The organism is Acuticoccus mangrovi (assembly GCF_016411865.1).
In the GTDB taxonomy this organism is placed as follows: Bacteria; Pseudomonadota; Alphaproteobacteria; order Rhizobiales; family Amorphaceae; genus Acuticoccus; species Acuticoccus mangrovi.
This window is the reverse complement of sequence record NZ_JAEKJA010000013.1, coordinates 1-20,644: the sequence shown is the minus strand read 5'-3', so window position 1 is coordinate 20,644 and position 20,644 is coordinate 1. Positions and strand designations below refer to the sequence as shown.

The window sequence follows — 20,644 nt, the reverse complement described above, 5'->3', positions numbered from 1 at the left end:
AACACGCGCCATGAGACATACCGACGCCCTCCCATGCCCTCTGCGGCCGATCGCTACGATCGGGACGGGCGCGCTCGGCCTCCTTCTCCTTACCAGCCCCTGAGCGTCGGCGGCCCGCCGAGACGGGCGCACGTTCAGGGGATGATCGAAACACAGACCCGATCATGCGGTCCGGCCGTACGCCCGCCGCCCTAGGACAAGAGCCATGAGCGATCAGATCATCATTTTCGACACCACCCTGCGCGACGGCGAGCAAAGCCCCGGCGCCTCCATGACGCTGGACGAGAAGGTCCAGATCGCCACCCTGCTCGACGAGATGGGGGTGGACGTGATCGAGGCCGGCTTCCCGATCGCCTCCGAGGGAGACTTCGAGGCGGTATCGGAGATCGCTCGTCAGGTGGAGACCAGCGTCATCGCCGGCCTCGCCCGCGCGATCCCGGCCGACATCGATCGCGCCGGCGAGGCCGTGCGGCACGCCAGGCGCCCGCGCATTCACACCTTCGTCTCCACCTCCCCGATCCATCTGGAGCACCAGATGAAGAAGAATCAGGACGAGGTGCTCGAGATCATCAACGCGACGGTGCGCCAGGCCCGCAACCTGTGCGACGACATCGAGTGGTCGGCGATGGACGCGACGCGCACCCCGCTCGACTATCTGGCGAAATGCGTCGAGGTGGCGATCCGCGCCGGCGCCACCACCATCAACCTGCCGGACACCGTCGGCTACTGCGTCCCGGCGGAGTACAAGGCGATGTTCGAGTATGTCCGCGCCAACGTGCCGGACGCCGACAAGGCGGTCTTCTCCGTCCACTGCCACAACGATCTGGGCCTCGCCGTCGCCAACTCGCTGGCGGGCGTGGAAGGCGGCGCACGGCAGGTGGAATGCACCATCAACGGTCTCGGCGAGCGGGCGGGCAACGCCGCGCTGGAGGAGATCGTGATGGCGGTCAGAACCCGCGCCGACGTGCTGCCCTACACCACCCGCGTCGACACCACGCAGCTCACCCGCGCCTCGAAGCTCGTCGCCGTCGCCTCCGGCTTCACGGTGCAGTACAACAAGGCGATCGTCGGCAAGAACGCCTTCGCCCACGAATCCGGCATCCATCAGGACGGCATGCTGAAGCACGCCGAGACCTACGAGATCATGCGGCCGGAGGACGTCGGCGTGCGGGCCACCTCGCTCGTCATGGGCAAGCACTCCGGGCGCCACGCCTTCAAGGAGAAGCTCGCCGAGCTCGGCTACGAACTGGGCGGCAACGCCCTGCAGGAGGCGTTCCGCCGCTTCAAGGACCTCGCCGACCGCAAGAAGCACGTCTACGACGAGGACATCGAGGCGCTGATCGAGGATCACATCACCGAGGACGCGGAGAGCGCCAAGGTGATGTCGCTGACGGTGATCGCCGGCACCGGCGGGCCGCAGAAGGCGATCCTGGTGATGGACGTCAACGGCCGCCACGTCACCGAGGAGGCGACGGGATCGGGCCCGGTGGACGCCGTGTTCAACGCGGTGAAGAAGATTCTGCCGCACGAGGCGAAGCTCTCCCTCTACCAGGTGCACGCCGTCACCGAGGGGACCGACGCGCAGGCCGAGGTATCGGTTCGCCTGGAGCAGGGCGGCCGCATCGAATCGGGCCGCGGCGCCGACGTCGACACCCTCGTCGCCTCGGCCAAAGCCTATGTCGCGGCCGTCAACAAGCTGATGGCGCGCCGCCGCCAGCACGCCCAGGCCGTCAACGCCGCCTGACGTGGGGGGAGGACCGGTGGGCCGCCCCTCCTCTCCCCAGGATGGCGCCGGAGCGGGGCGACGAGCCCGAGTTCGTCGACCCGCCCCGAGCTCTAGCGAGAGCCCAATGACAAACGCCGGCGCCCTCCGCGCCGGCGTTTGTCATTGGGCCGACGCCGCGCGCCGTCAGCGCTGCTGCGGATCGACGGTGTAGCGCGGCATCGAGTTGGCGTCGATCTGGCGCTGCAGCGACTGCCGGTCGATCCGGTCGTTGATGGCGCGCGTCGTGTCGCGCGTGGTGATCTGCCGATCACGCGAGATCTGATCGAGCTGGCGCTGCGAATTCTGCAGGTTCAGCCGGTTCTGATACTGGTCGGCGGATTGTGCGGCGACCGGCCCCACCGTCAGCACCGCCGCCGCGGCGATCAGAAGCGTTCGTTCCATCGTCCGCTCTCCCACAAGCCTCTCAATCCTTCCCTATAGGTGGGGTTTGCGAGGCGCACGCCCAGCTCCGTGCGGATGCGGCGATTGGAAACACGCTTCACCTCGCCATAGAAGGTGCGCGCCATCGGGGAGAGGGCGGCATCATCGAACGGCACGGCGGGCGGCGGATCGACGCCCATGAGCTCGGCGGCGTAGGTCAAGACGTCCTCCGGCGGGGCGGGCAGGTCGTCGGCGACGTTGTAGATGCGATGCTGCGGCCGGGCGACGGCGGCCTCGAGGGTCGCGGCGATGTCGTCCACGTGGATGCGGTTGAACACCTGCCCCTTCTTGATCACCCGCCTGGCCCGACCTTCGGCGAGCGAGACGAGCTTGTTGCGGCCCGGCCCGTAGATGCCGGCAAGGCGGAAGATGCCCACCGGCACGCCGATCCGTCGTCCGAGCGCCGACCAGGCCTCCTCCGCCCCGAGCCGCCAGACGCCGCGGTCGGACATCGGCATGCACTGGGCCCGCTCGTCCACCTCCGCGCCCTGATGGTCGCCGTAGACGCCGACGGTGGAGAGATAGCCGATCCACTCCAGCTGTTCGGCGTGGGCGAGATCGCGCTCCACCTGGTGCAGAAACGGATCGCCCCGCTCCCCGGGCGCCGCCGACACCAGAACGTGCGTCGCCTCGCGCAGCGCTTCGGCGAGCGTCGCGCTCGGCTCGCCATGCATCAGAATGGAGCGCACGCCCCATTGGTGGAGATCGTCGGCCTTTTCCGCCGAGCGCGTGGTGCCGACCACGCTCTTCGGTCGGACCCGACGCATGAACGCCTTGGCGCTGTAGCCGAAGCCGAGGGCCACCAATCGCATGTCGTGCGGCTCGCTCACGCCGCCCACTCCGCGCGCACCATAGGATCGCGCTCCTTTTCCAGACGCTGTTCGGCAAGGCGACGGACGCGCTCGGGCGCCATCGTCTCACGGGCTGCCCAGGCGGCGGCGGCGCGCACCTGCGGCGCATCGTCGGCGGTCCGGGCGATGATGACCGGCTCGAACGCCGGGTCGTGCGCGTTGCCGACGGCCACCATCACGTTGCGCACGAAGCGCTCTCGCCCCACCCGCTTCACCGGCGATCCGGCGAAGCGGGCGCGGAATGAGGGATCGTCCAGTTCGGCGAGAACGGCAAGCGGCGGCTCCATCGCATCGTCTCCGCCGGCGAGCTTCGCCTCCCGCGCCGTGCTCGCAAAGCGGTTCCAGGGGCAGACGGCGAGGCAATCGTCGCAGCCGAACACGCGGTTCGCCATCGGGCGCCGAAACGGGCGCGGGATCATCGTCTTCGCTTCCACCGTGAGATAGGCGAGGCAGCGCCGCGCATCGAGCCGGTAGGGTGCCGGGAAGGCGTCGGTCGGACAGACGTCGAGGCAGCGCCGGCAGGAGCCGCAATGGTCGGCATGGGGCGCGTCCCCCGGAAGCTGCAAGGTGGTGAAGAGCGCGCCGAGAAAGAGCCACGAGCCGTGCCGCCGCGACACCAGATTGGTGTGCTTGCCCTGCCAGCCGATGCCGGCGAGAGCGGCAAGGGGCTTCTCCATGACCGGCGCCGTGTCGACGAACACCTTCACGTCGCCGCCGTGACGGGCAACGAGGCGCTGCGCCAGCGTCTTGAGGCGACCCTTCATGAGGTCGTGATAGTCCCGTCCGCGCGCATAGGCGGAGATCAGCCCGCGGTCCTTGTGGGCGAGGCCCTCGAGGGGATCGGCGGACGGGCCGTAGTTCATCGCCACCATCACCACCGCGCCGACGTCCGCCCAGAGCGCCAGCGGATGGCGCCGGCGGTCGGCGGTGGTGGCGAGCCAGACCATGTCGCCGTGGTGGCCGTCGGCGAGGGCGGCGTCGAGGCGCGCGCCGAGGGTCCCGCTCACCTGACGCGGGTCGAGAATGCGCGCCTCGTCGAAGCCGAGCGCGGCGGCGTCCTCCATGACGAAGGCGCGCGCCGCGGCCGCGGCGTCGGAGCGGGCGCCCTCCCCGGCTCGATCAGAAGTCGAGGTCGGCATAATGGGGCGCCGGGTGGACGAGGCGCGCCCGGTCGCTCAGGAGGGGACGGAAGGCGGGGCGCGACTTCAGCCGCTGATACCAAGTCTTCACCGCCGGGTCGGCATCCCACGGCGCTTCGCCGAGATAGTCGATCACCGAGAGAGCCGCGCCGGCGGCGAGGTCGGCGAAGGAGAATTGCTCGCCGGCGAGCCAATTCCGCGCCGAGGCGATGGATCCGAGATAGTGCATGTGGCCGACGATATTCTCCCGCGCCACGCGCAGCGCCCGCGAATCGGGCGCGCCGCCGCCGTGGCGGTTGGGGATTTCCACCTTGAGGATGCGCTCGGTCACGAAGGGTCCGGCCACCTCCTCCTCGAACTTCACCAGGAACCATTCCACGAGACGCCGCACCTCGGCGCGCTGGAAGGGGTCCGACGGCATCAGCCGGTGGCGCGGCCGGCCGGCGCCGTAGCGCTCGTCGAGATACTCCATCAGCACGGTGGCGCCGATCAAGGGGCCGCGACCATGGTCGTAGCCCATCGGCAGGGTGAGGCCCGGGTTGACGGCGACGAAGCTCTCGCGCGCCTCCCAGAAGGGCTCGGACACGAGGTCCACCTCCAGCGCATGCTCGGCAAGAGCCAGCCGGACGAACCGACATGGCGCCAGAAAAGGATGGTGATGGAGGATCATCGAGAACGCCTGACGCTGGAAAACCGGACTGATGCGCCGCCGGCGGGAAGCGCAATCACGTCAGCCGCGATATAGCGGTCTGTGCCAATAGAATGAAGGGCGCTTTTATGGAAGCGGTAGACACCGGGACGATCGCCTCGGCGATCGTCTTGGGCATCGTCGAGGGGCTGACCGAATTCATCCCCGTCTCCTCCACCGGTCACATCCTCCTCCTCGGCGAGCTCATCGACTTCCACTCGACGGGCAAAACGTTCGAGGTGCTGATCCAGCTCGGCGCGATCTGCGCCCTTCTCGCCGTCTACACCGCGCGGCTCACGCAGATCGTCTTCGCGACGCCCTACGATCCGGCGGCCCGCCGCTTCATCGCCGGCATCCTGCTCGCCTTCCTGCCGGCGGCGGTGGCGGGGGTGCTGCTCCACTCCTTCATCAAGGAGGTGCTCTTCGAGACGCCCTCCCTGATCTGCACGACGCTGATCGTCGGTGGCATCGCCCTCCTCTACATCGACCGGAAGGCTCTTACGCCGCGCTTCCACGACGCCACCCAGTTTCCGCTGTGGCTCGCCTTCGCCATCGGCTGCTGCCAGATGCTGGCGCTGGTGCCGGGCGTGTCGCGCTCCGGCGCGACGATCGGCGGGGCGCTGCTCCTCGGAGCCGACAAGCGGGCGGCGGCCGAGTTCTCCTTCTTTCTCGCCCTGCCGACGATGACCGGCGCCTTCGCCTACGACCTCTACGCCAACCGCGACGCGCTCTCGATGAACGACGCGCTGATCATCGCGGTGGGTTTCGTCGCCGCCTTCGTGGCAGCGGTGATCGTGGTGCGGGGCCTGCTCGACTTCGTATCCCGTCACGGCTTCACGCCGTTCGCCTGGTGGCGCATCGCGGTGGGCGTGATCGGCCTCGCCGCGCTCCACTTCGGCTGAGGGACAAGACCACCGCGCCCACAGGCCCCCGGCTCCGTTCGCCGCGGACCCCGCTCAACGGGGCGTGACGAGCGCCTCGGGAAGGCTAATGCATGGCCTCGAAGGGGAAGAGGTCCGCCACGGTCAGCTGCTGGCTGAGGAGGCCGTGGCGCACCGTGTAGTCGAGGAAGGTCTCCACCGCCTTGCGGTTGCGCTCCAGGCCGTAGGGCCAGAAGTCCACCCCCAGCATCTCCACCGCCCGCTCCACGGGCCGCGGCAGGAACGGCAGCGACGTGGTGAAGCAGGACATGTCCCCGAGCCGCGCGAGCGCCATGTCCTTGGCGGCCGTGAAGGCGGTCGTCAGGCTGGAATAGCGGGCGGGATCGTTGGCGAAATCCGCGCGCCGGCCCACGAGGCAGTGGACGAGCGGAATGATGCCCGTCCACGCATGGTAGGCGGTCTCGGCCGCGGCGATGTCGGCGATGAGGCGCTCCGCGTGACCGCTGCGGTAGGCCGACGGAATCTCGTAGCTGAGGAGGGCGTCGACCTCGCCGCGCCGCAACATGGCCGACAGGCAGTCGCCGGGTCGGACATAGCTCACGTCGGCGCCGGCCGGGTGATGCCGGCGCGGTTCGCCGGCGGCACCGTCGACCGCCCCGACCACCCATCGCGAGCGCGCGAAGTCGACGCCGTAAAAGTCCTCCAGCACCCCGCGGATCCACGTGATCGACGTGCCGAAATACATCGGCACCCCGATGCGGGCGCCGTCGAGGTCGGAGATCGTGGAGACCGGCCCGCCGCGCGCGCCATAGACCGCGTCGAAGCGGAAGCCCATCGCCAGGAAGATCGGCAAGGCGACGAGATCGTCTCGCCCGGCGGCGAGAAGCTGGACGTACTGGCCGAGGGAGAGCTCGGCCATCGCCACGTCTTCGCAGGTGAGAAAGGAGCCCGGCAGGTCGTGCGGATCCATCAGCTGCATCTCGAGGCGGTAGCCGTCGGCCGTCACGTGTCCGTCGGCAAGGGGCGCGACCCGATCGTAGGCCCCACACGCGATTCTGATGGTCGGGAGCGCGGAGCGGCTTGGTGTGGTCGGCATGACGACTCTCTGGTTTGGCACCACACCATTGGATCTGCGTGCTGCACACCAGCAAGGCCGTGCGGGAGACAACAATCTTTCGCCGTTTGCAACAATCGGGGAAAGCGCCTATGATTTGACCTCCCCCTCGGACTGCCCAGTAATGCATCATCAGTGTGATGTCTTCGGCTTCAACGTCTCCCCGGATCAGCTCGGACGGATCGTAACCTTCGTCGCGGTCGCCGAACGGCGCAGCTTCTCGGGCGCGGCGGATGCGCTCAATCTCACCTCCTCGTCGGTCAGCCGCCGCATCAGTCAGCTCGAGGAGGAGCTCGGCGTTCAGCTCATCGTGCGCACCACGCGCCGTGTCGCCCTGTCCGAGCTCGGCGAGACCTACCTCGCCGAGTGCCGCAGCATCCTCGCCCGCCTGTCGGAGGCGAACGACGAGATCTCCGCCCGCAACGCAGAGCCGCGCGGCGTCCTGCGGATCAGCCTCCCCGTCGCCTTCGGCCGCCGACACGTGGCGCCGGTGATCGCGCGCTTTCTGGCGACGCACCCGAAGGTGTCGATCGACGCGAGCTTCTCCGACGTGTTCGTCGACCTCGTGAAGGAAGGCTTCGACCTCGCCGTGCGCATCGGGACGCCCACGGATTCGTCGGTCAAGATCCGAGCGATCGCGCCGAACACGCGCATCCTGATGGCCTCGCCCGACTATCTCGAGGCAGCGCCACCGCTCACCGCGCCGAGCGATCTCAGCCTGCACAGCTGCATCCGCTACAATCGCTACGCGTCGGCAGGCAATCTCTGGAGCCTCAGCGACGGCAACGCCAACCTGAGCGTTCCCATCAGCGGAACGTTCCGCTGCGACGACTCCGAGGCGGTCCACGAGGCGGCGCTCGCCGGGCTCGGGGTCGGCCTCGTGCCCCGCTATATCGGCTACCGCAACCTGCAGTCCGGCCGCCTGGTGAACGTCCTGCCGGGATGGCACAGCGTACCGGAAGCCGGGATCTACGTCGCTTATCCCTCGGCCCGCCACCTCGCCCCCAAGGTGCGCGCCTTCATCGACCATCTGGCCGCTCACTTCCGCCACCCGAGCTGGGACGCCTGAGACAGATCCTCCGCGCGATTGTTGCACCGAGCAAAGAAATGTCTTGCGGCTCCAGCTCTTTTCGCAGGCGCGAAGATCCGTGAACCTCGCGAGGTCGCGATCGGTCGAACCCAGCGGAGTGAGTTACCCCATGAGTATCGAGATCGGCGTCGACACGGGCGGAACCTTCACCGACCTCGTCTGCCGCGCCCCGGGTCAGCCGCCGCGCATACTCAAGGTTCCGAGCACCCCGTCCGAGCCGAGCGAGGCGATCCTCGAAGCGCTCGCCCACGCCCGGCGCGAATGGGGGATCGACGCCGCCGACGTCACCCGCTTCATCCACGGCACGACCGTCGCCACCAACGCCGTGCTCGAGCGTAAGGGCGCGCGGGTCGGCCTCCTCGCCACCAAGGGGTTCGGCGACGTGCTCGACATCGGCCGGCAGTTCCGCAAGGAAATGTACGCCGTCAAGATGGTCAGCCAGGTGCCGGGTTTCCTCGCCCCCGGCGCGCGCCGCCGCGAGGTCCCCGAGCGGATCGACGCGGCGGGCACCGTGCTCGTGCCGCTCGACGAGGATGCGGTGCGCGCGGCCGTCACCGACCTCGTCGAGAACAAGGGCGTCGCGGCGATCGCGGTCGCCTATCTCTTCTCGTTCCTCAACCCCACCCACGAGGCACGCACCCGCGAGATCGCCCTCGAGCTCTACCCGCACCTTGCCGTGTCGCTCTCGCACGAGGTGAACCCGGCCTTCCGCGAATACGAGCGGACCCTCGCGACCGCCTTCGACGCCTACGTCAAGCCGACCCTCGACACCTACCTCTCCCGCCTCGACGCCGGGCTCAAGGCCGCCAGCGTTCCGGCCAGCCTGCAGGTGATGCAGTCGCGCGGCGGCGTCGCCTCGGCGGCCGTCGCCCGGCTGAGGCCGATCCGCCTGTTCCTGTCGGGGCCGGCGGCGGGCGTCGTTGGCGGCCGCATCGCCGGCGAGAGCGCCGCCCAGCAGGACCTCATCACCGTCGACATCGGCGGCACGAGCTCCGACATCGCCCTCATCAGCCGCGGCAAGCCGATGCTGCGTCCCGAAGGCCTCGTCGACGGCTATCCGGTGCGGGTGAGCATGGTCGACGTCAACGCCATCGGCGCCGGCGGCGGGTCCATCGCCTGGCTCGACGGCGCGGGAGGGCTGCGCGTCGGACCGCATTCGGCGGGCTCGGAGCCGGGCCCCGCCTGCTATGGGCGCGGAGGGCGCAACGCGACCGTCACCGACGCCTCCATCGTCCTCGGTTATCTCAACCCCGCCTACTTCGCGGGCGGCCGGCTCAGCCTCCAGCCGGAGCTTTCGCACGAGGTGATCGCGCGCGAGATCGCCACGCCGCTCGGCCTCGGCATCGAGGAGGCGGCGCTCGGCATCCACCGCGTCGTCAACGCACAGATGGCGGAGGGCATCCGCGCCGTCTCGGTCAACCAGGGGCTCGACGCGCGCAGCTTCGCGCTCGTGCCGCTCGGTGGCGCGGGGGCGGTCCACGCCACGGCTCTCGCCGAGGAGCTTTCCATCCGGCGCATCGTCGTGCCCCGCCATCCGGGCGTTCTCGCCGCCGCAGGGCTTCTGTCGGCCCCCGTCGAGCACGAGGCCTCGAGCGGCATGCAACGCCGCCTCGACGCCTTCGGCCTCGCCGAGCTCGAGGCCGCGCTCGCCGCGCTCGACGCCGAATGCGAGGCGCTGATGCGGCTCGAAGGCGTCGACCTGTCGCGGCGGGTCGTCTCGTACTTCGCGGACCTCTGCTTCGTCGGCCAGTCGCACCACCTCGAGGTGCCGCTCGCAATGGACGGACCCGACCCGCTCGGCGCGCTCTACGAGGCCTTCCTGTCCGTCCACGACCGCGTGTTCGGACACGCGGAGCGGCAGCCGGCCATGCTGACGGCGTTGCGCGTGGTTCATCAGGTGTGGCCCGAGGCCGACACGCCCCCGGCCGACACGCCACCCGACGCCGAAGCCTTCAAGGGCACGCGCACCGTGGTGCTGCCCGGCGCCGGCAAGGTCGATGCCCGGCTCTACGAGCGCGAGCGTCTCGCCGTCGGGACCGCCATCGAGGGACCTGCGATCATCGAGCAGGCCGACACCACCACCGTCATCGGCCTCGGCTGGCACGCCAGCGTCCTCGCCGGAGGCACCCTCCTCCTGACCCGTGCGGAGAACGCCTGATGCCTCCCGCCCTCACGCTGAGCCCGGCGACCACGCTCTGCGGCTCCACCCACGGCGAGGCGCTCGACCCGATCACCGTCGAGGTGATCCGCAACAAGCTCGACGGCATCGCCAACGAGATGCAGACGACGCTGGTGCGCAGCTCCTTCTCGCCGTTCGTGAAGGAGGGGCTCGACGCTTCGGCGAGCCTCTTCACCGTCTCCGGCCAGACGCTGGCGCAGGCGACCGCGATCCCGCTCCACCTCGCCACCATGATCCCGATGGTGGAGCGCTTCATCGCCACCTTCCCGCCGGCCGAGATGGCCGAGGGTGACATCTACGCGATGAACGACCCCTATCTCGGCGGCACGCATCTGCCCGACATCTATCTCGTCGCGCCGGTGTTCTACGACGGCACCCTCGTCGCGCTGGCGACGGCGATCACCCACCACCAGGACGTCGGCGGCATGTCGGCGGGATCGCTGCCCACCCATGCGACCGAGATCTTCCAGGAAGGGCTGCGCCTGCCGCCGCTGAAGCTGCGCGACCGCGGGCGTATGAACGAGACGCTTCTCGCCATCCTCAAACTCAACGTGCGCACGCCCGACCTTCTGATGGGCGACCTCAACGCCCAGATCGCGGCCTGCACCATCGGCGCACGGCGCCTGTGCGCGCTCGCCGAGACCTATGGCGCCCACGACCTCGCCGCCGTCTTCGACACGCTGCTCGACCGCTCCGAGCTCCTCACCCGGCAGAGCCTCGCCGCACTGCCGCGCGGCACGTTTCCCTACGTCGACTATCTCGACAACGACGGTGTCGACCTCGAGCGCCGGGTCAAGATCGCCGTGGCGGTCACGATCGACGACGCGGGGCTGACCTGCGACTTCAGCGCCTCCGATCCGCAGGTGCGCGGCCCCTTCAACAGCGTACCCTCCGGCGCTCTCGCGGCCGGCTGCTTCGCGATCCGCGCCCTCGCCGATCCGACGATCCCGACCAACGGCGGCTGCTTCCGCCCGCTGAAGGTGATCGTGAAGCGCGGCACTCTGTTCGACCCGGTACCGCCGGCGCCGGTCAACGCGCGCACCGCCACGATCAAGCGGGCGACCGGTTGCATCCTCGGCGCCTTGCGCGAGGCGGCGCCGGGCGCCTTTCCCGCCGACGGCTCGCACTCCACGATCACCCTCGCGATGGGTGGACGCCGGTCGGACGGGACGCGCTACGTCACAGGACAGGCCCTCGTCGGCGGCACCGGCGCCCACTCGGCCGGCGACGGCATCGACGCGCTCGAGACCGACGTCGGCAACGTGATGAACCAGCCCGTCGAGGCGCTGGAGGCGGATGCGCCGATCCACGTCGTGGAGCGCCGGCTGCGGATCGACTCGGGCGGGCCCGGCAAGTTCCGCGGCGGGCTCGGCATCAGCACCGCCTACACCCTCCTCGACGGAGAGCTGACCCTCACCCATCGCGGCGAGCGGCACAACAGCCAAGCGCGCGGCTATGCCGGCGGCGGCGCGGGCGCGCCGACGAACTCCCTCATCGTGCGCGCCGACGGCACACGCGAGGTCATCCCCTCGAAGATCGTCACCACCATGCACGCCGGCGACACGCTGCTGATCGAGACGCCGGGGGGCGCCGGTTACGGCGACCCGCACGAGCGCGATCGCGACCGGCTGCGTGAGGACATCGAAAACGGACGCGTCTCGGAAGGGGCCGCGACCGCCGCCTACGGACCGATAGAGACCTGAAGGATCAACAGATGCTCAAGATGACGCACCTTCGCCGAACCGTCGCGGCGATTGCGACCCTCGCCGCGGCGAGCGCGACGGCCGGCGGCGCAACGGCCGCCGAGAACGAGTGGCGCATGCACATGGTCATCTCCGACACGCGCGAGGAGGCCAAATACGTCAAGGAATTCGTCGACGAGGTGAACGAGCGCTCGAATGGCGACCTCGAGATCACGCTCTACCCGAGCGCCTCGCTCGGCATCAAAGACGTCGACCTCATCCGCATCCTGCCGCCGGGCAACGCCGTCCAGGCGGCGCTCATCGCGCCGGGCTACATGGCACGCGACGTGCCCGAGCTCGCCTACACGATCGCCTTCGGCTCGGTGCCGACGCGCGCCAAGCTCGTCGAGCTCTACCCGCTGCTGCACGAGATCTATGGCGGCATCTACGCCCGCTATGACACCGTGCTGCTCGGTTTCGTCAGCAACCAGCTCTCCACCGTCGAGGTATTCTGCAAGGAGCCGATCAACACGCTGGAGGAGCTGCGCTCCAAGAAGCTGCGCGTCAGCGACAAATTCTCGGTCGACCTGTGGGCCAAGCTCGGCGTGTCGGCCCAGATCATCGGCCAGTACGACCTCTACGTGGCGATGTCGACCGGCGTGGTGGACTGCGCGCAGCACCTGATCGGCATGTCGCTCGACATCTCGCTGCACGAAGTGGCCCCCTATGCCGCCTACATCACCCCCTACAACGTGCCGCCGTGGGGCATCGTCGCCTCCAAGCGCGCGTTCGACAAGCTGAAGCCCGAAACGCAGGCGATGCTCTTCGAGGTCGGTGAGAAGATCGGCCTGGAATCGGCCGAGCCGTTCCTCTCCGGCTCGCACAACGACGCGATCTCGGCCGAAGCCATCGCGGCGGGCGTCAAGGTGGTCGAGCCGTTCTCGGAGGCCGACCAGAAGGCCTATCGCGACGCCGCCCTCGAGATCTGGGAAGCCAAGATGCGCTCCCTCGGCGAGAGCGCGACGGCGAACTACGAGAAGATTCACGCCATGGCCCACTGACGTTGTCCGCCGCCCGACCGAAGAGGGCCGGGCGGCCCCTCCCCTTCCGCGAGGGGACGCACGGCTCGGAAGCCCGGGCCACATCCACCACCTGGGGAACGCAGCGATGGATCGCATAATCGACTGGACCGCCAGGGTGATCGCCGCCGTCGCGGTCGCCACTTCGGTCTTCATGACCGGGGTCATCCTGGTGAGCGTGGTGATGCGCTACATCGTCGGCGCCCCGCTCGCCTTCGGTGAGGAGCTCGTCGGCCTCGCGTTCGCCGGCATCGTCTTCCTGATGCTGCCCTACTGCGAGTACACCGGGCAGAACATCCGCATCACGCTTCTCGTGGAGCGCTATCCCCCAGCGCTGCGCCGGGTCGCCGACGCCGTCGCCCGCCTCCTCACCGCGTTCTTCTGCCTCGCCTTCGCGTGGCTCTCCTACGACTTCACCGCGACCTCCTACCAGTGGGAGGTGCGCACCCTCGTCGCCAACCTCATCGCCTGGCCCTGGATGGCGATCATGCCGGTCGGAATGGTGCTGACGGTGATCGTCACGCTGTGGCTGATCCGTCGCCCGCTCAACTCGAGCCCCACCGCCGGCGAGATCGGCGACCTCGACGCCATGAAGCTCGACCCCGTGGAGTCGCGCCCATGATCTGGCTCGTCATCCTCGGCGGCCTCGGCGTCATCGCCCTCACGGGGGTTCCGGTGGGCATCGGCCTCGGGCTGATCGGCCTCGTCATCCTGCACTTCCTCGCCGGCGGCGCCGAATCGCTCGCCGTGACCGCGGTGTGGAACGTCTTCACCGACGCGACCATGAGCTCGGTGCCGGCCTTCATCGTGATGGGCGAGCTGCTCCTCTACAGCGGGCTCGGACGGCGGGTCTATTCTTCGATGGAGCCGTTCTTCCGGCGCTACCCCGGCGGCCTGCTTCACACCAACATCGCGGTGTCGACGCTGTTCGGCAGCGTCGCCGGGTCGAGCACGGCGACCGCCGCGGCGATCGGCTCGGTCGCCTACCCGGTCCTCGCCCAGAAGGGCTATCCGCGCCCCGCCATCGTCGGCAGCCTCGCAGCCGGTGGCACGCTGGGACTCCTCATCCCGCCGAGCAACACCCTCCTCGTCTACGGCGCGACGCAGAATGTCTCGATCGGCAAGCTGTTCGTCGCCGGCATCCTGCCGGGGATCCTGTTGGCGCTGATGTTCATGGGGGTGATCGCGTTCCTCGCCAGCCGCAACAAGGACATGGCGCTGCGCGACACGCGGACGGTGACGCTGCGGCAAAAACTCCTCGGTCTCGTCGACGTGCTGCCGCTGATCGCGCTGTTCACGATCGTCATCGGCAGCATCGTGTTCGGGATCGCGACGCCGACCGAGTCGGCCGGCGTCGGCGTCCTCGCGGCGATCCTCCTCGGCGTCGTCTGGGGCGATCTCACGCTCAAACTGATCTGGAAGTCGTTCGTGGCCGGCGCGGTGGCGTTCGGTGCGATCGGCCTCGTCGTGGTGGGCGCCCTGGTGCTCGCGCAGGCGATCAGCATCCTCGGCGCGCCGCAGCAGATCATCACCTCGATCAGCCATTCCGGCCTCTCGGCGACGAGCGTCTTCTTCGTGATCGTCGCGATCTACATCCTCCTCGGCTGCTTCTTCGACGGCCTGTCGCTCCTCCTGATGACGACGCCGCTCGTCTACCCGCTGCTGACAAGGCTCGGCTTCGACCCGGTGTGGCTCGGCGTCATGATCACGGTGCTGATCGAGATCGGCATGATCACGCCGCCGGTGGGCATGAACCTCTTCGTGCTCTCCGCCATCAGCAAGAACGAGGTGTCGCTGATCAGCGCCAGCCGCGCCTCGCTTCCCTACTTCGTCGTGATGCTGATCGCCGTCGTGCTCTTCACGACCTTTCCGCAGATCATCCTGTTCCTGCCCAACCTGATGTCGACATTGTGATCGACTTGGAGAGTCCCGTGCCGAACGCTCGTGCCGAGATGTCGCGGATCCGCTTAGCCGGCCTGCCGACGCCCCTTGAACCGATGCCGCGCCTCACCGCGGCGACCGGCGGCCCCGAACTGTGGATCAAGCGCGACGACTGCACCGTGCTTGGCGGCGGCGGCAACAAGGCGCGCAAGCTCGAATATCTGATGGCGGATGCGATCGACCAAGGCGCCGACATCGTACTGACGGCCGGCGCGAAGCAGTCGAACCATGCGCGCCAGACGGCGGCGGCGGCCGCGAAGCTCGGGATCGACTGCCGACTGCTCCTCGCCGACTCCGTCGATGGACGGGGTGAAGCCTATGCCCAGGGCGGCAACATCATGCTGTCGCGCCTGTTCGGCGCAGAGGTCGAGTTCCTGGCGAAAGGGACGGGCCTCGCGGACGCCCTCGACGCGCACGCCGAGGCGCTGCGCGCGGCCGGGCGGCGGCCCTACGTCATCCCGGCGGGCGGCTCCAGCGTGGTCGGCGCCGCCGCCTACGCCGACGCCATCCCCGAGCTCTTCGCCCAGATGAGCGACCTCGGTGTGACCTTCGACCGGATCGTCGTCGCCACCGGAAGCTTCGGCACGCATGCGGGCCTTCTCGCGGGGCTCGCCAAGATGGGCTCCTCGATCCCCGTCACCGGCGTCTCGGTCGGCCGTTCGCGCGAGGTCCTGACGCCGCTAGTAACGGCGCTCGCCGAGGAGACTTTGGAGCGCATCGCACCGGGCGTGCGGCTCGCCGAAGACGCGGTGGACGTCGACGACGGCTTCGTCGGTGCCGGCTACGGCCAGCCGACGCCGGAGATGCTGGAGGCCGTCCGCCTCGTCGCCCAGACCGAAGGGATCCTGCTCGATCCGGTCTACTCCGGCAAAGCGATGGCGGCCCTCCTCGCCCGGATCGCCGACGGCACCTTTGCCGCCCTGAGCCGCATATTGTTCTGGCACACCGGCGGCAGCCAGGGACTCTTCGCCTACGACGAGATCTTCAGCTTCGCGAATCTGGAGCGGACAGCGGCCGACCCCCAGCCGGCCTAGGCTCGAAGCCGTTCCGACACGCCGACCGCTGGCGCCACTATCGCCTTCGCCGGGTTGGCGCCGGCGGAGGCGCTGATGGCGCGCCTCTCGCGGCGATCGGATGCCGTCGGTGCTAGGAGGCGCTGCCCGGTTCGGCGAACTGTCCGCCGCTGCGGTAGGTCCAGAGATAGGTCGGCAGCGTGACCGCGAGACTGTGGGGAACGATGCCCGCCGCCGCCAAGGTGCGGCCCTCGGCCGCGGCCGCGTCGGACACCACGTTGTCGCTCTTCAGCAATTCGACTTGGTCCACCGTGAGGGGCGCGTTGGGCAGGATCGACATCAGCTTCGCCTGGAAGGCGGCGAGGCCGAAGGGGATCTCGACGATCTTGCGCTTCAGCCGGGTGATCTCGAGCATCATCTCCATGAGCGCGCGGAACGTCTTCACGTCCGGACCGCCGAGCTCGTAGATCGTGCCGCCGTCCATCTGGCCGTCGACCGCCGCGGCGACGAAAGCGCCGACGTCACCGGCATAGATCGGCTGAAAGCGCGTCTCGCCACCCACGATGGGCAGTATCGGCGAGATCTTCGCGATCCCGGCGAAGCGGTTGAAGAAGCTGTCCTCCGGGCCGAACACGACGGACGGGCGGACGATGGCCGCCGACGGCATCGCGGCGAGCACGGCCGCCTCGCCCTTCGCCTTGGTGCGGGCATAGTTCGACGTGCCGTTGGGATCGGCGCCGATCGCCGACAGGTGCACCATGCGGCCGATGCCGGCGGCCTTGGCGGCCTCGGCGATGTTGGCGGCCCCCTCGGCCTGCACGGCCTCGAAGGTCTGCTTGCCGCCCTCGGCGAGGATGCCGACGAGGTTCACCACCGCATCGACATGGGAGACGGCGTGGGCGACGCTCGCCTTGTCGCGCACGTTGGCCTGGATCGGTTGGATCTGCCCGACCATTCCCATGGGCTGAAGGTGGCCCACGAGGTCGGGTCGCCGCACAGCGACGCGCACGCGCCAGCCGTGGCGCGCGAGTTCGCGAACCACGTAGCGGCCGATGAACCCCGATCCGCCGAACACCGTGACAAGCTTGGAAGGAATGCGCTCCATCGTGCCCCTCGTCGACCTTAATTAGAAGAGGGTTAGGGCCTTGTGGCTCCGGAGGCAACGGCCCTGTGCGGTCTGGATGTCGCGAGCATTGACTTTCTGCCGAGCACCCTTTACGTCGCGGGCTCCGACGCACGATGCCCAGGTGGCGGAACTGGTAGACGCGCACGGTTCAGGTCCGTGTGCCGCAAGGCATGGAGGTTCGAGTCCTCTCCTGGGCACCACCTTAGGGTGGCCGCCGCACCAGTCCTGAAGTTCAGACATTCTGCGGAGTTCGCGAAGCCCGAGTGCACCATACGGGTGCCCGCACGCTCCTCCGCATGCCCTCTCCGATGAAGCGTCCGAAGTCCTCCCTCTTCCAGTGCGGACGGCGGATCCCCGGGGACATCCTCGACAAGGCCCGGGGTCGGACGATCGCCGTGCGAATCGGCGACCGCGTAGTCGAAAAGTCCATCGGCCCGAAGACTGTGGAACTGTGGTTCTCCCTCGGCACCCGCGATCCGGCGGAGGCCAAGGTGCGTGAAGCGGCGGCCCTCGCCGATCTCGACCGCACATGGGAGGCGTTGCGCAACGGGCCGATCCGGCTGACGAAGCGGGAGGCGGTGGCGCTTGCGGGCGAGATCTACCGTGGCTGGATGGAGATCGTCGGGGATGACCCGGGGTCGGCAGCCCTCTGGGAGGAGATCAACGCCGTCAACGAGCTGGCGATGAAGGGGGAGTATGGTCAGGCCTCCCTGATCATCGACACCGAGGCCGCACGGCGCCGCGCATCCCTTGACATCCGCTTCGGTCATCTGGCGGATCACCTGCTGTCACGGCACGGCTATCTGGTGGACGAGACCTCGCGCCATCTCCTCGTGGAGGAAACGGCAAGGGCCATGGTGCAGGCCTCGCGACAGCTTGAGCGCCATGCGAACAGCGACTTCCGCCCCGACCCCGACGCGGATCGCTTCCCGTCCCTTCCCTCCCCCCGGCCGGATCCGCAAGGCGGACGCACCGGACGGGCGCCCGAGCCCGCCCGGCAGGTATCGCTCGCAGACCTGATCGCGAGCCGCTGGCTGGAAGCGAAGGCCGGAGGGGGCTCCGAACGGACCCTCGGCGCGTGGCGGACCACCTTCCGCCATCTGGCGAACCATCTCGGCCACGAGGATGCGCTCCGGGTCACGCGGGCGGATATCGTCGCCTTCAAGGATCAGCGTCTGGCCGCAGGCGTTTCCATCAAGACGGTGAAGGATGGCGCCCTCGCCGCGCTGAAGTCGGTGTTCGGCTGGGCGAAGGCCAACGGACGTCTCGCGGAGAACCCGGCCGAGGGCGTGTCCGTGCGCCTCGGACGGCCGAAGGACCAGGTCAGGCCGAAGGGCTTCACCGAGGACGAGGTACGCCGGATCCTCTCGAACGCTACCTTCCACACGCCCGGCGAGCGGGAGAAGCCGAAGACGGCCGCGGCAAGACGCTGGGTGCCATGGCTCCTTGCGTTCACGGGCGCACGTGTCGGCGAGATCGGCCAGTTGCGCCGTTGCGACGTGTTCCGGCAGGCCGATCGGTGGGTCATCCGCATCACCCCCGAGGCCGGCTCCGTGAAGACGGGCCAGTCCCGCGTCGTGCCGCTTCATCCACAGCTGGTCGACGCGGGATTCCCCGACTTCGTCCGCAAGGCCCCCGAGGGACACCTGTTCGTCACCCCGAGGGATCCCGACAGGCCACAGGCGACCGTGGTGGGTCTGGCGAACCGGCTGAGAACGGAGATGCGGAAACTCGTGGACGATCCCCACGTCCAGCCATTCCACGCCTGGCGCCACCGGTTCCAGACGCTCGCCCGGGAACTGGGCTGTGACGACAGCATGGTGCGGGCCATCGTGGGACACGCCGCCCGCGACGTGCACGACCGCTATGGCGACCACACCATCAAGGGGATGACCCGAGTGATCGATGCCTTCCCGCCGATCGATGTCGGGCGGCCACCCTCGCCGGGCTAGCGGGTACCCACGGCCTTCGCGAAGTGCTTGCCGAGGAAGTAGACGCCGTTCTCCCTCGTCATCTGCGCGAGGAACTCCCGCACCGTGATGCGGTCGTGGAAGCGGTCGATCACCACGTCCTTCTTCTCGATGGTGCGCTGGGCGATCAGGAGGGCCTTCGCGAGCACGGTCTGCTCGTCGTCCCCCTCGGCCACCGGAATGTACCCGCCGACCTCCTCGATCTGCGGAAGCACCTCGCTGGTGACCCAGTTCTGGATCTCCACGGCCTCGGCCTTGCGGGAGCGCATCACGAGGCGGAAGAAGCCCGCCCGGTTGATGATCCGGGGGCGGGAACCACGCATGCCGGGAAAGGCTGCATTCGATGCGGACTTTTCATCGCCGGGCATCGAGCGGAGTGCGGAGGTCACGTCCGCGAGGTCGAGCATGTCGCACACGTCCTTGGCGATGAACCACGCGCTCCCCTCGATGTCGAAGGCGCGGAGCTGGAGGCCACGGAAGGTGAACGTGAAAGCGTTGTCGTTGGTGGTGGTCATGGGGTCACTCTCGGCTGCTTTCGGCCCGGTCACCGAAGGAGGAGGACCGCCGACGTCCGAAGGGATGCGGACACCCTCGACCCTCATCCGATCGACCTCGGACAGACTGAAGCACGATCGGAAGGGTGGTCGGGCGACGGTTCTGCCCCCACACGACGACATCCCGGCTCGATGATCGGACCATCGCCCCGGCGATCCGACCCTCGCCCAGCGACCTTCACCACACGCCCCCTCCCCTGGAGCGTCAGACCGTGCCGTCCTGCGCGGCCCTGCCGGCACCTCTTCAGGAGAAGGAAGAAGAACACCCCATGGAAGGGATCTCCGGGTGCTCCGTAGGAAGGAATGTCGAGCGTTGTCGCTTCGGGGCCCACGAGCTGACCCCCGACGCCTTGCGAAAAGTTTGACGGAGCGGGGCCACTCCTCCTTCGGCACACACGCATTTTCGAGTTGGACATCCTGTCGGAAACCGTGGATCCCCTTCGCGTACCTGTCGATCGCCGTGAAGGGCGCCTTCAGTGGGCGGGAGGGTGCCCTGCCTCCTCGCCCCTGACACACCGACAATTCGAGGACCCGTGAAAGGGACTTCAGGGGAACACGAACATCGATTGATTGGAGGAAGCAGAAAAACACCCCATCGAAGGGGTGCTGGTGTCCCACGCACGTCCGGCGTGCAGACACCGAGTTGTGCCACCATGAGTGACTTGGTGTTGGTGTTGGTCGGAAAATACCGTTGTCCGGGTAAAGTCCCTTATCCGCCTGACCCCATTTTCGGGTTGCCAAACGGGAAGATCAGTCGGCCGACATTCCCCCGTCCTCTTCGGGCGATCCGCTCGACCCCGTTCTCCGTCAGCCAGAGGCCGACCTCAGGCAGACCCAGCCTCCGGCCAACGTCCCTGCGCGTGATCATGGCACCCGTGGCAAGCTCGTCGTACGAGACTTCGGCTGCACCCTCTGCCCGGCGCCGGATCAGATATTCGATGATCCTGCGCGACGTGGGCACTCCCCTCAGTGTCAGCCGGAAGGCCGATCCCTCGTCATAGGTCAGGAGCCCTGCCTGTCGTGCTCCCGGGAAGCCAAGCCGCAGGTGGCAGTCGAGCCGAACGATGTCCCCGGCGGCATACAACCGCATCGTTGTCAACGCCGATCCAAATCTGACCCACTTACGGCGGT

General features: G+C 68.6%; 18 protein-coding genes and 1 tRNA gene. 11 read left to right on the top strand and 8 right to left on the bottom strand.

Going from position 1 to position 20,644, the window contains the following annotated elements; translation table 11 throughout:
* The first annotated feature begins 205 nt into the window (after positions 1–205).
* Positions 206–1,744 (top strand): 2-isopropylmalate synthase, encoded by a 1,539-nt coding sequence (locus tag JCR33_RS15675; protein ID WP_198883050.1) that lies wholly within the window; start codon positions 206–208, stop codon positions 1,742–1,744.
* 165 nt (positions 1,745–1,909) lie between these two features.
* Here the strand turns inward: JCR33_RS15675 and JCR33_RS15670 are convergent, their stop codons facing one another.
* From JCR33_RS15670 to JCR33_RS15655, 4 genes are read right to left on the bottom strand one after another with little or no spacing between them, the layout of a single operon-like run.
* Entirely contained in the window at positions 1,910–2,167 is a 258-nt protein-coding gene (locus tag JCR33_RS15670) for a hypothetical protein (protein WP_198883049.1), read from the bottom strand.
* Positions 2,149–3,036 carry an SDR family oxidoreductase gene (locus JCR33_RS15665; RefSeq protein ID WP_332461207.1) on the bottom strand — a complete coding sequence of 296 codons (888 nt, stop codon included), beginning with the start codon at positions 3,034–3,036 and terminating at the stop codon, positions 2,149–2,151. Before JCR33_RS15665 ends, JCR33_RS15670 begins: the two co-directional genes overlap by 19 nt.
* Positions 3,033–4,196, bottom strand: a complete 1,164-nt coding sequence (queG, locus tag JCR33_RS15660; protein WP_211110340.1) for a tRNA epoxyqueuosine(34) reductase QueG — start codon at positions 4,194–4,196, stop codon at positions 3,033–3,035. Before queG ends, JCR33_RS15665 begins: the two co-directional genes overlap by 4 nt.
* Positions 4,177–4,866: a glutathione S-transferase family protein gene (locus JCR33_RS15655; protein WP_198883048.1), complete on the bottom strand. Its 690-nt coding sequence runs from the start codon at positions 4,864–4,866 to the stop codon at positions 4,177–4,179. The genes queG and JCR33_RS15655 overlap by 20 nt, the downstream gene beginning before the upstream one ends.
* Positions 4,867–4,973: 107 nt before the next feature.
* On the opposite strand from JCR33_RS15655, the gene JCR33_RS15650 reads away from it, so the two are divergent.
* Entirely contained in the window at positions 4,974–5,786 is an 813-nt protein-coding gene (locus tag JCR33_RS15650; protein WP_198883047.1) for an undecaprenyl-diphosphate phosphatase, read from the top strand.
* An 85-nt stretch (positions 5,787–5,871) separates the two neighbouring features.
* On the opposite strand, the gene JCR33_RS15645 is transcribed toward JCR33_RS15650, so the two are convergent.
* Positions 5,872–6,861 carry a substrate-binding domain-containing protein gene (locus JCR33_RS15645; RefSeq protein WP_198883046.1) on the bottom strand — a complete coding sequence of 330 codons (990 nt, stop codon included), beginning with the start codon at positions 6,859–6,861 and terminating at the stop codon, positions 5,872–5,874.
* A 142-nt stretch (positions 6,862–7,003) separates the two neighbouring features.
* On the opposite strand from JCR33_RS15645, the gene JCR33_RS15640 reads away from it, so the two are divergent.
* The 7 genes from JCR33_RS15640 to JCR33_RS15610 all read left to right on the top strand — a co-directional run bounded on the left by JCR33_RS15640 (position 7,004) and on the right by JCR33_RS15610 (position 15,884).
* A complete protein-coding gene (locus JCR33_RS15640; RefSeq protein ID WP_198883045.1) occupies positions 7,004–7,948 on the top strand; it encodes a LysR family transcriptional regulator in 945 nt (314 codons plus the stop codon).
* A gap of 130 nt (positions 7,949–8,078) precedes the next feature.
* Entirely contained in the window at positions 8,079–10,127 is a 2,049-nt protein-coding gene (locus JCR33_RS15635) for a hydantoinase/oxoprolinase family protein (RefSeq protein WP_198883044.1), read from the top strand.
* Positions 10,127–11,851 carry a hydantoinase B/oxoprolinase family protein gene (locus JCR33_RS15630; protein ID WP_198883043.1) on the top strand — a complete coding sequence of 575 codons (1,725 nt, stop codon included), beginning with the start codon at positions 10,127–10,129 and terminating at the stop codon, positions 11,849–11,851. Before JCR33_RS15635 ends, JCR33_RS15630 begins: the two co-directional genes overlap by 1 nt.
* An 11-nt stretch (positions 11,852–11,862) precedes the next feature.
* A complete protein-coding gene (gene dctP, locus JCR33_RS15625; RefSeq protein ID WP_198883042.1) occupies positions 11,863–12,891 on the top strand; it encodes a TRAP transporter substrate-binding protein DctP in 1,029 nt (342 codons plus the stop codon).
* 106 nt (positions 12,892–12,997) lie between these two features.
* Entirely contained in the window at positions 12,998–13,531 is a 534-nt protein-coding gene (locus JCR33_RS15620) for a TRAP transporter small permease (RefSeq protein ID WP_198883041.1), read from the top strand.
* Entirely contained in the window at positions 13,528–14,823 is a 1,296-nt protein-coding gene (locus tag JCR33_RS15615) for a TRAP transporter large permease (protein ID WP_198883040.1), read from the top strand. Before JCR33_RS15620 ends, JCR33_RS15615 begins: the two co-directional genes overlap by 4 nt.
* Positions 14,824–14,840: 17 nt before the next feature.
* Positions 14,841–15,884, top strand: a complete 1,044-nt coding sequence (locus tag JCR33_RS15610; RefSeq protein WP_332461206.1) for a D-cysteine desulfhydrase family protein — start codon at positions 14,841–14,843, stop codon at positions 15,882–15,884.
* 112 nt (positions 15,885–15,996) lie between these two features.
* Here JCR33_RS15610 and JCR33_RS15605 read toward each other — a convergent pair whose 3' ends face one another.
* Positions 15,997–16,968 (bottom strand): complex I NDUFA9 subunit family protein, encoded by a 972-nt coding sequence (locus tag JCR33_RS15605; RefSeq protein WP_198883039.1) that lies wholly within the window; start codon positions 16,966–16,968, stop codon positions 15,997–15,999.
* 136 nt (positions 16,969–17,104) lie between these two features.
* Between JCR33_RS15605 and JCR33_RS15600 the strand changes: the two genes are divergently transcribed.
* Both JCR33_RS15600 and JCR33_RS15595 read left to right on the top strand, forming a co-directional pair.
* Positions 17,105–17,189 (top strand) — tRNA-Leu (locus JCR33_RS15600).
* Between the two features lie 108 nt (positions 17,190–17,297).
* Positions 17,298–18,941 (top strand): tyrosine-type recombinase/integrase, encoded by a 1,644-nt coding sequence (locus JCR33_RS15595; protein ID WP_198883038.1) that lies wholly within the window; start codon positions 17,298–17,300, stop codon positions 18,939–18,941.
* Here the strand turns inward: JCR33_RS15595 and JCR33_RS15590 are convergent.
* Positions 18,938–19,474, bottom strand: coding sequence for a BRO-N domain-containing protein (locus JCR33_RS15590; protein WP_198883037.1), 537 nt, complete (start codon positions 19,472–19,474; stop codon positions 18,938–18,940). The genes JCR33_RS15595 and JCR33_RS15590 overlap by 4 nt on opposite strands.
* 748 nt (positions 19,475–20,222) lie before the next feature.
* Positions 20,223–20,644: hypothetical protein (locus JCR33_RS24720; RefSeq protein ID WP_211110339.1), on the bottom strand; the 422-nt coding region annotated here is incomplete at its 5' end.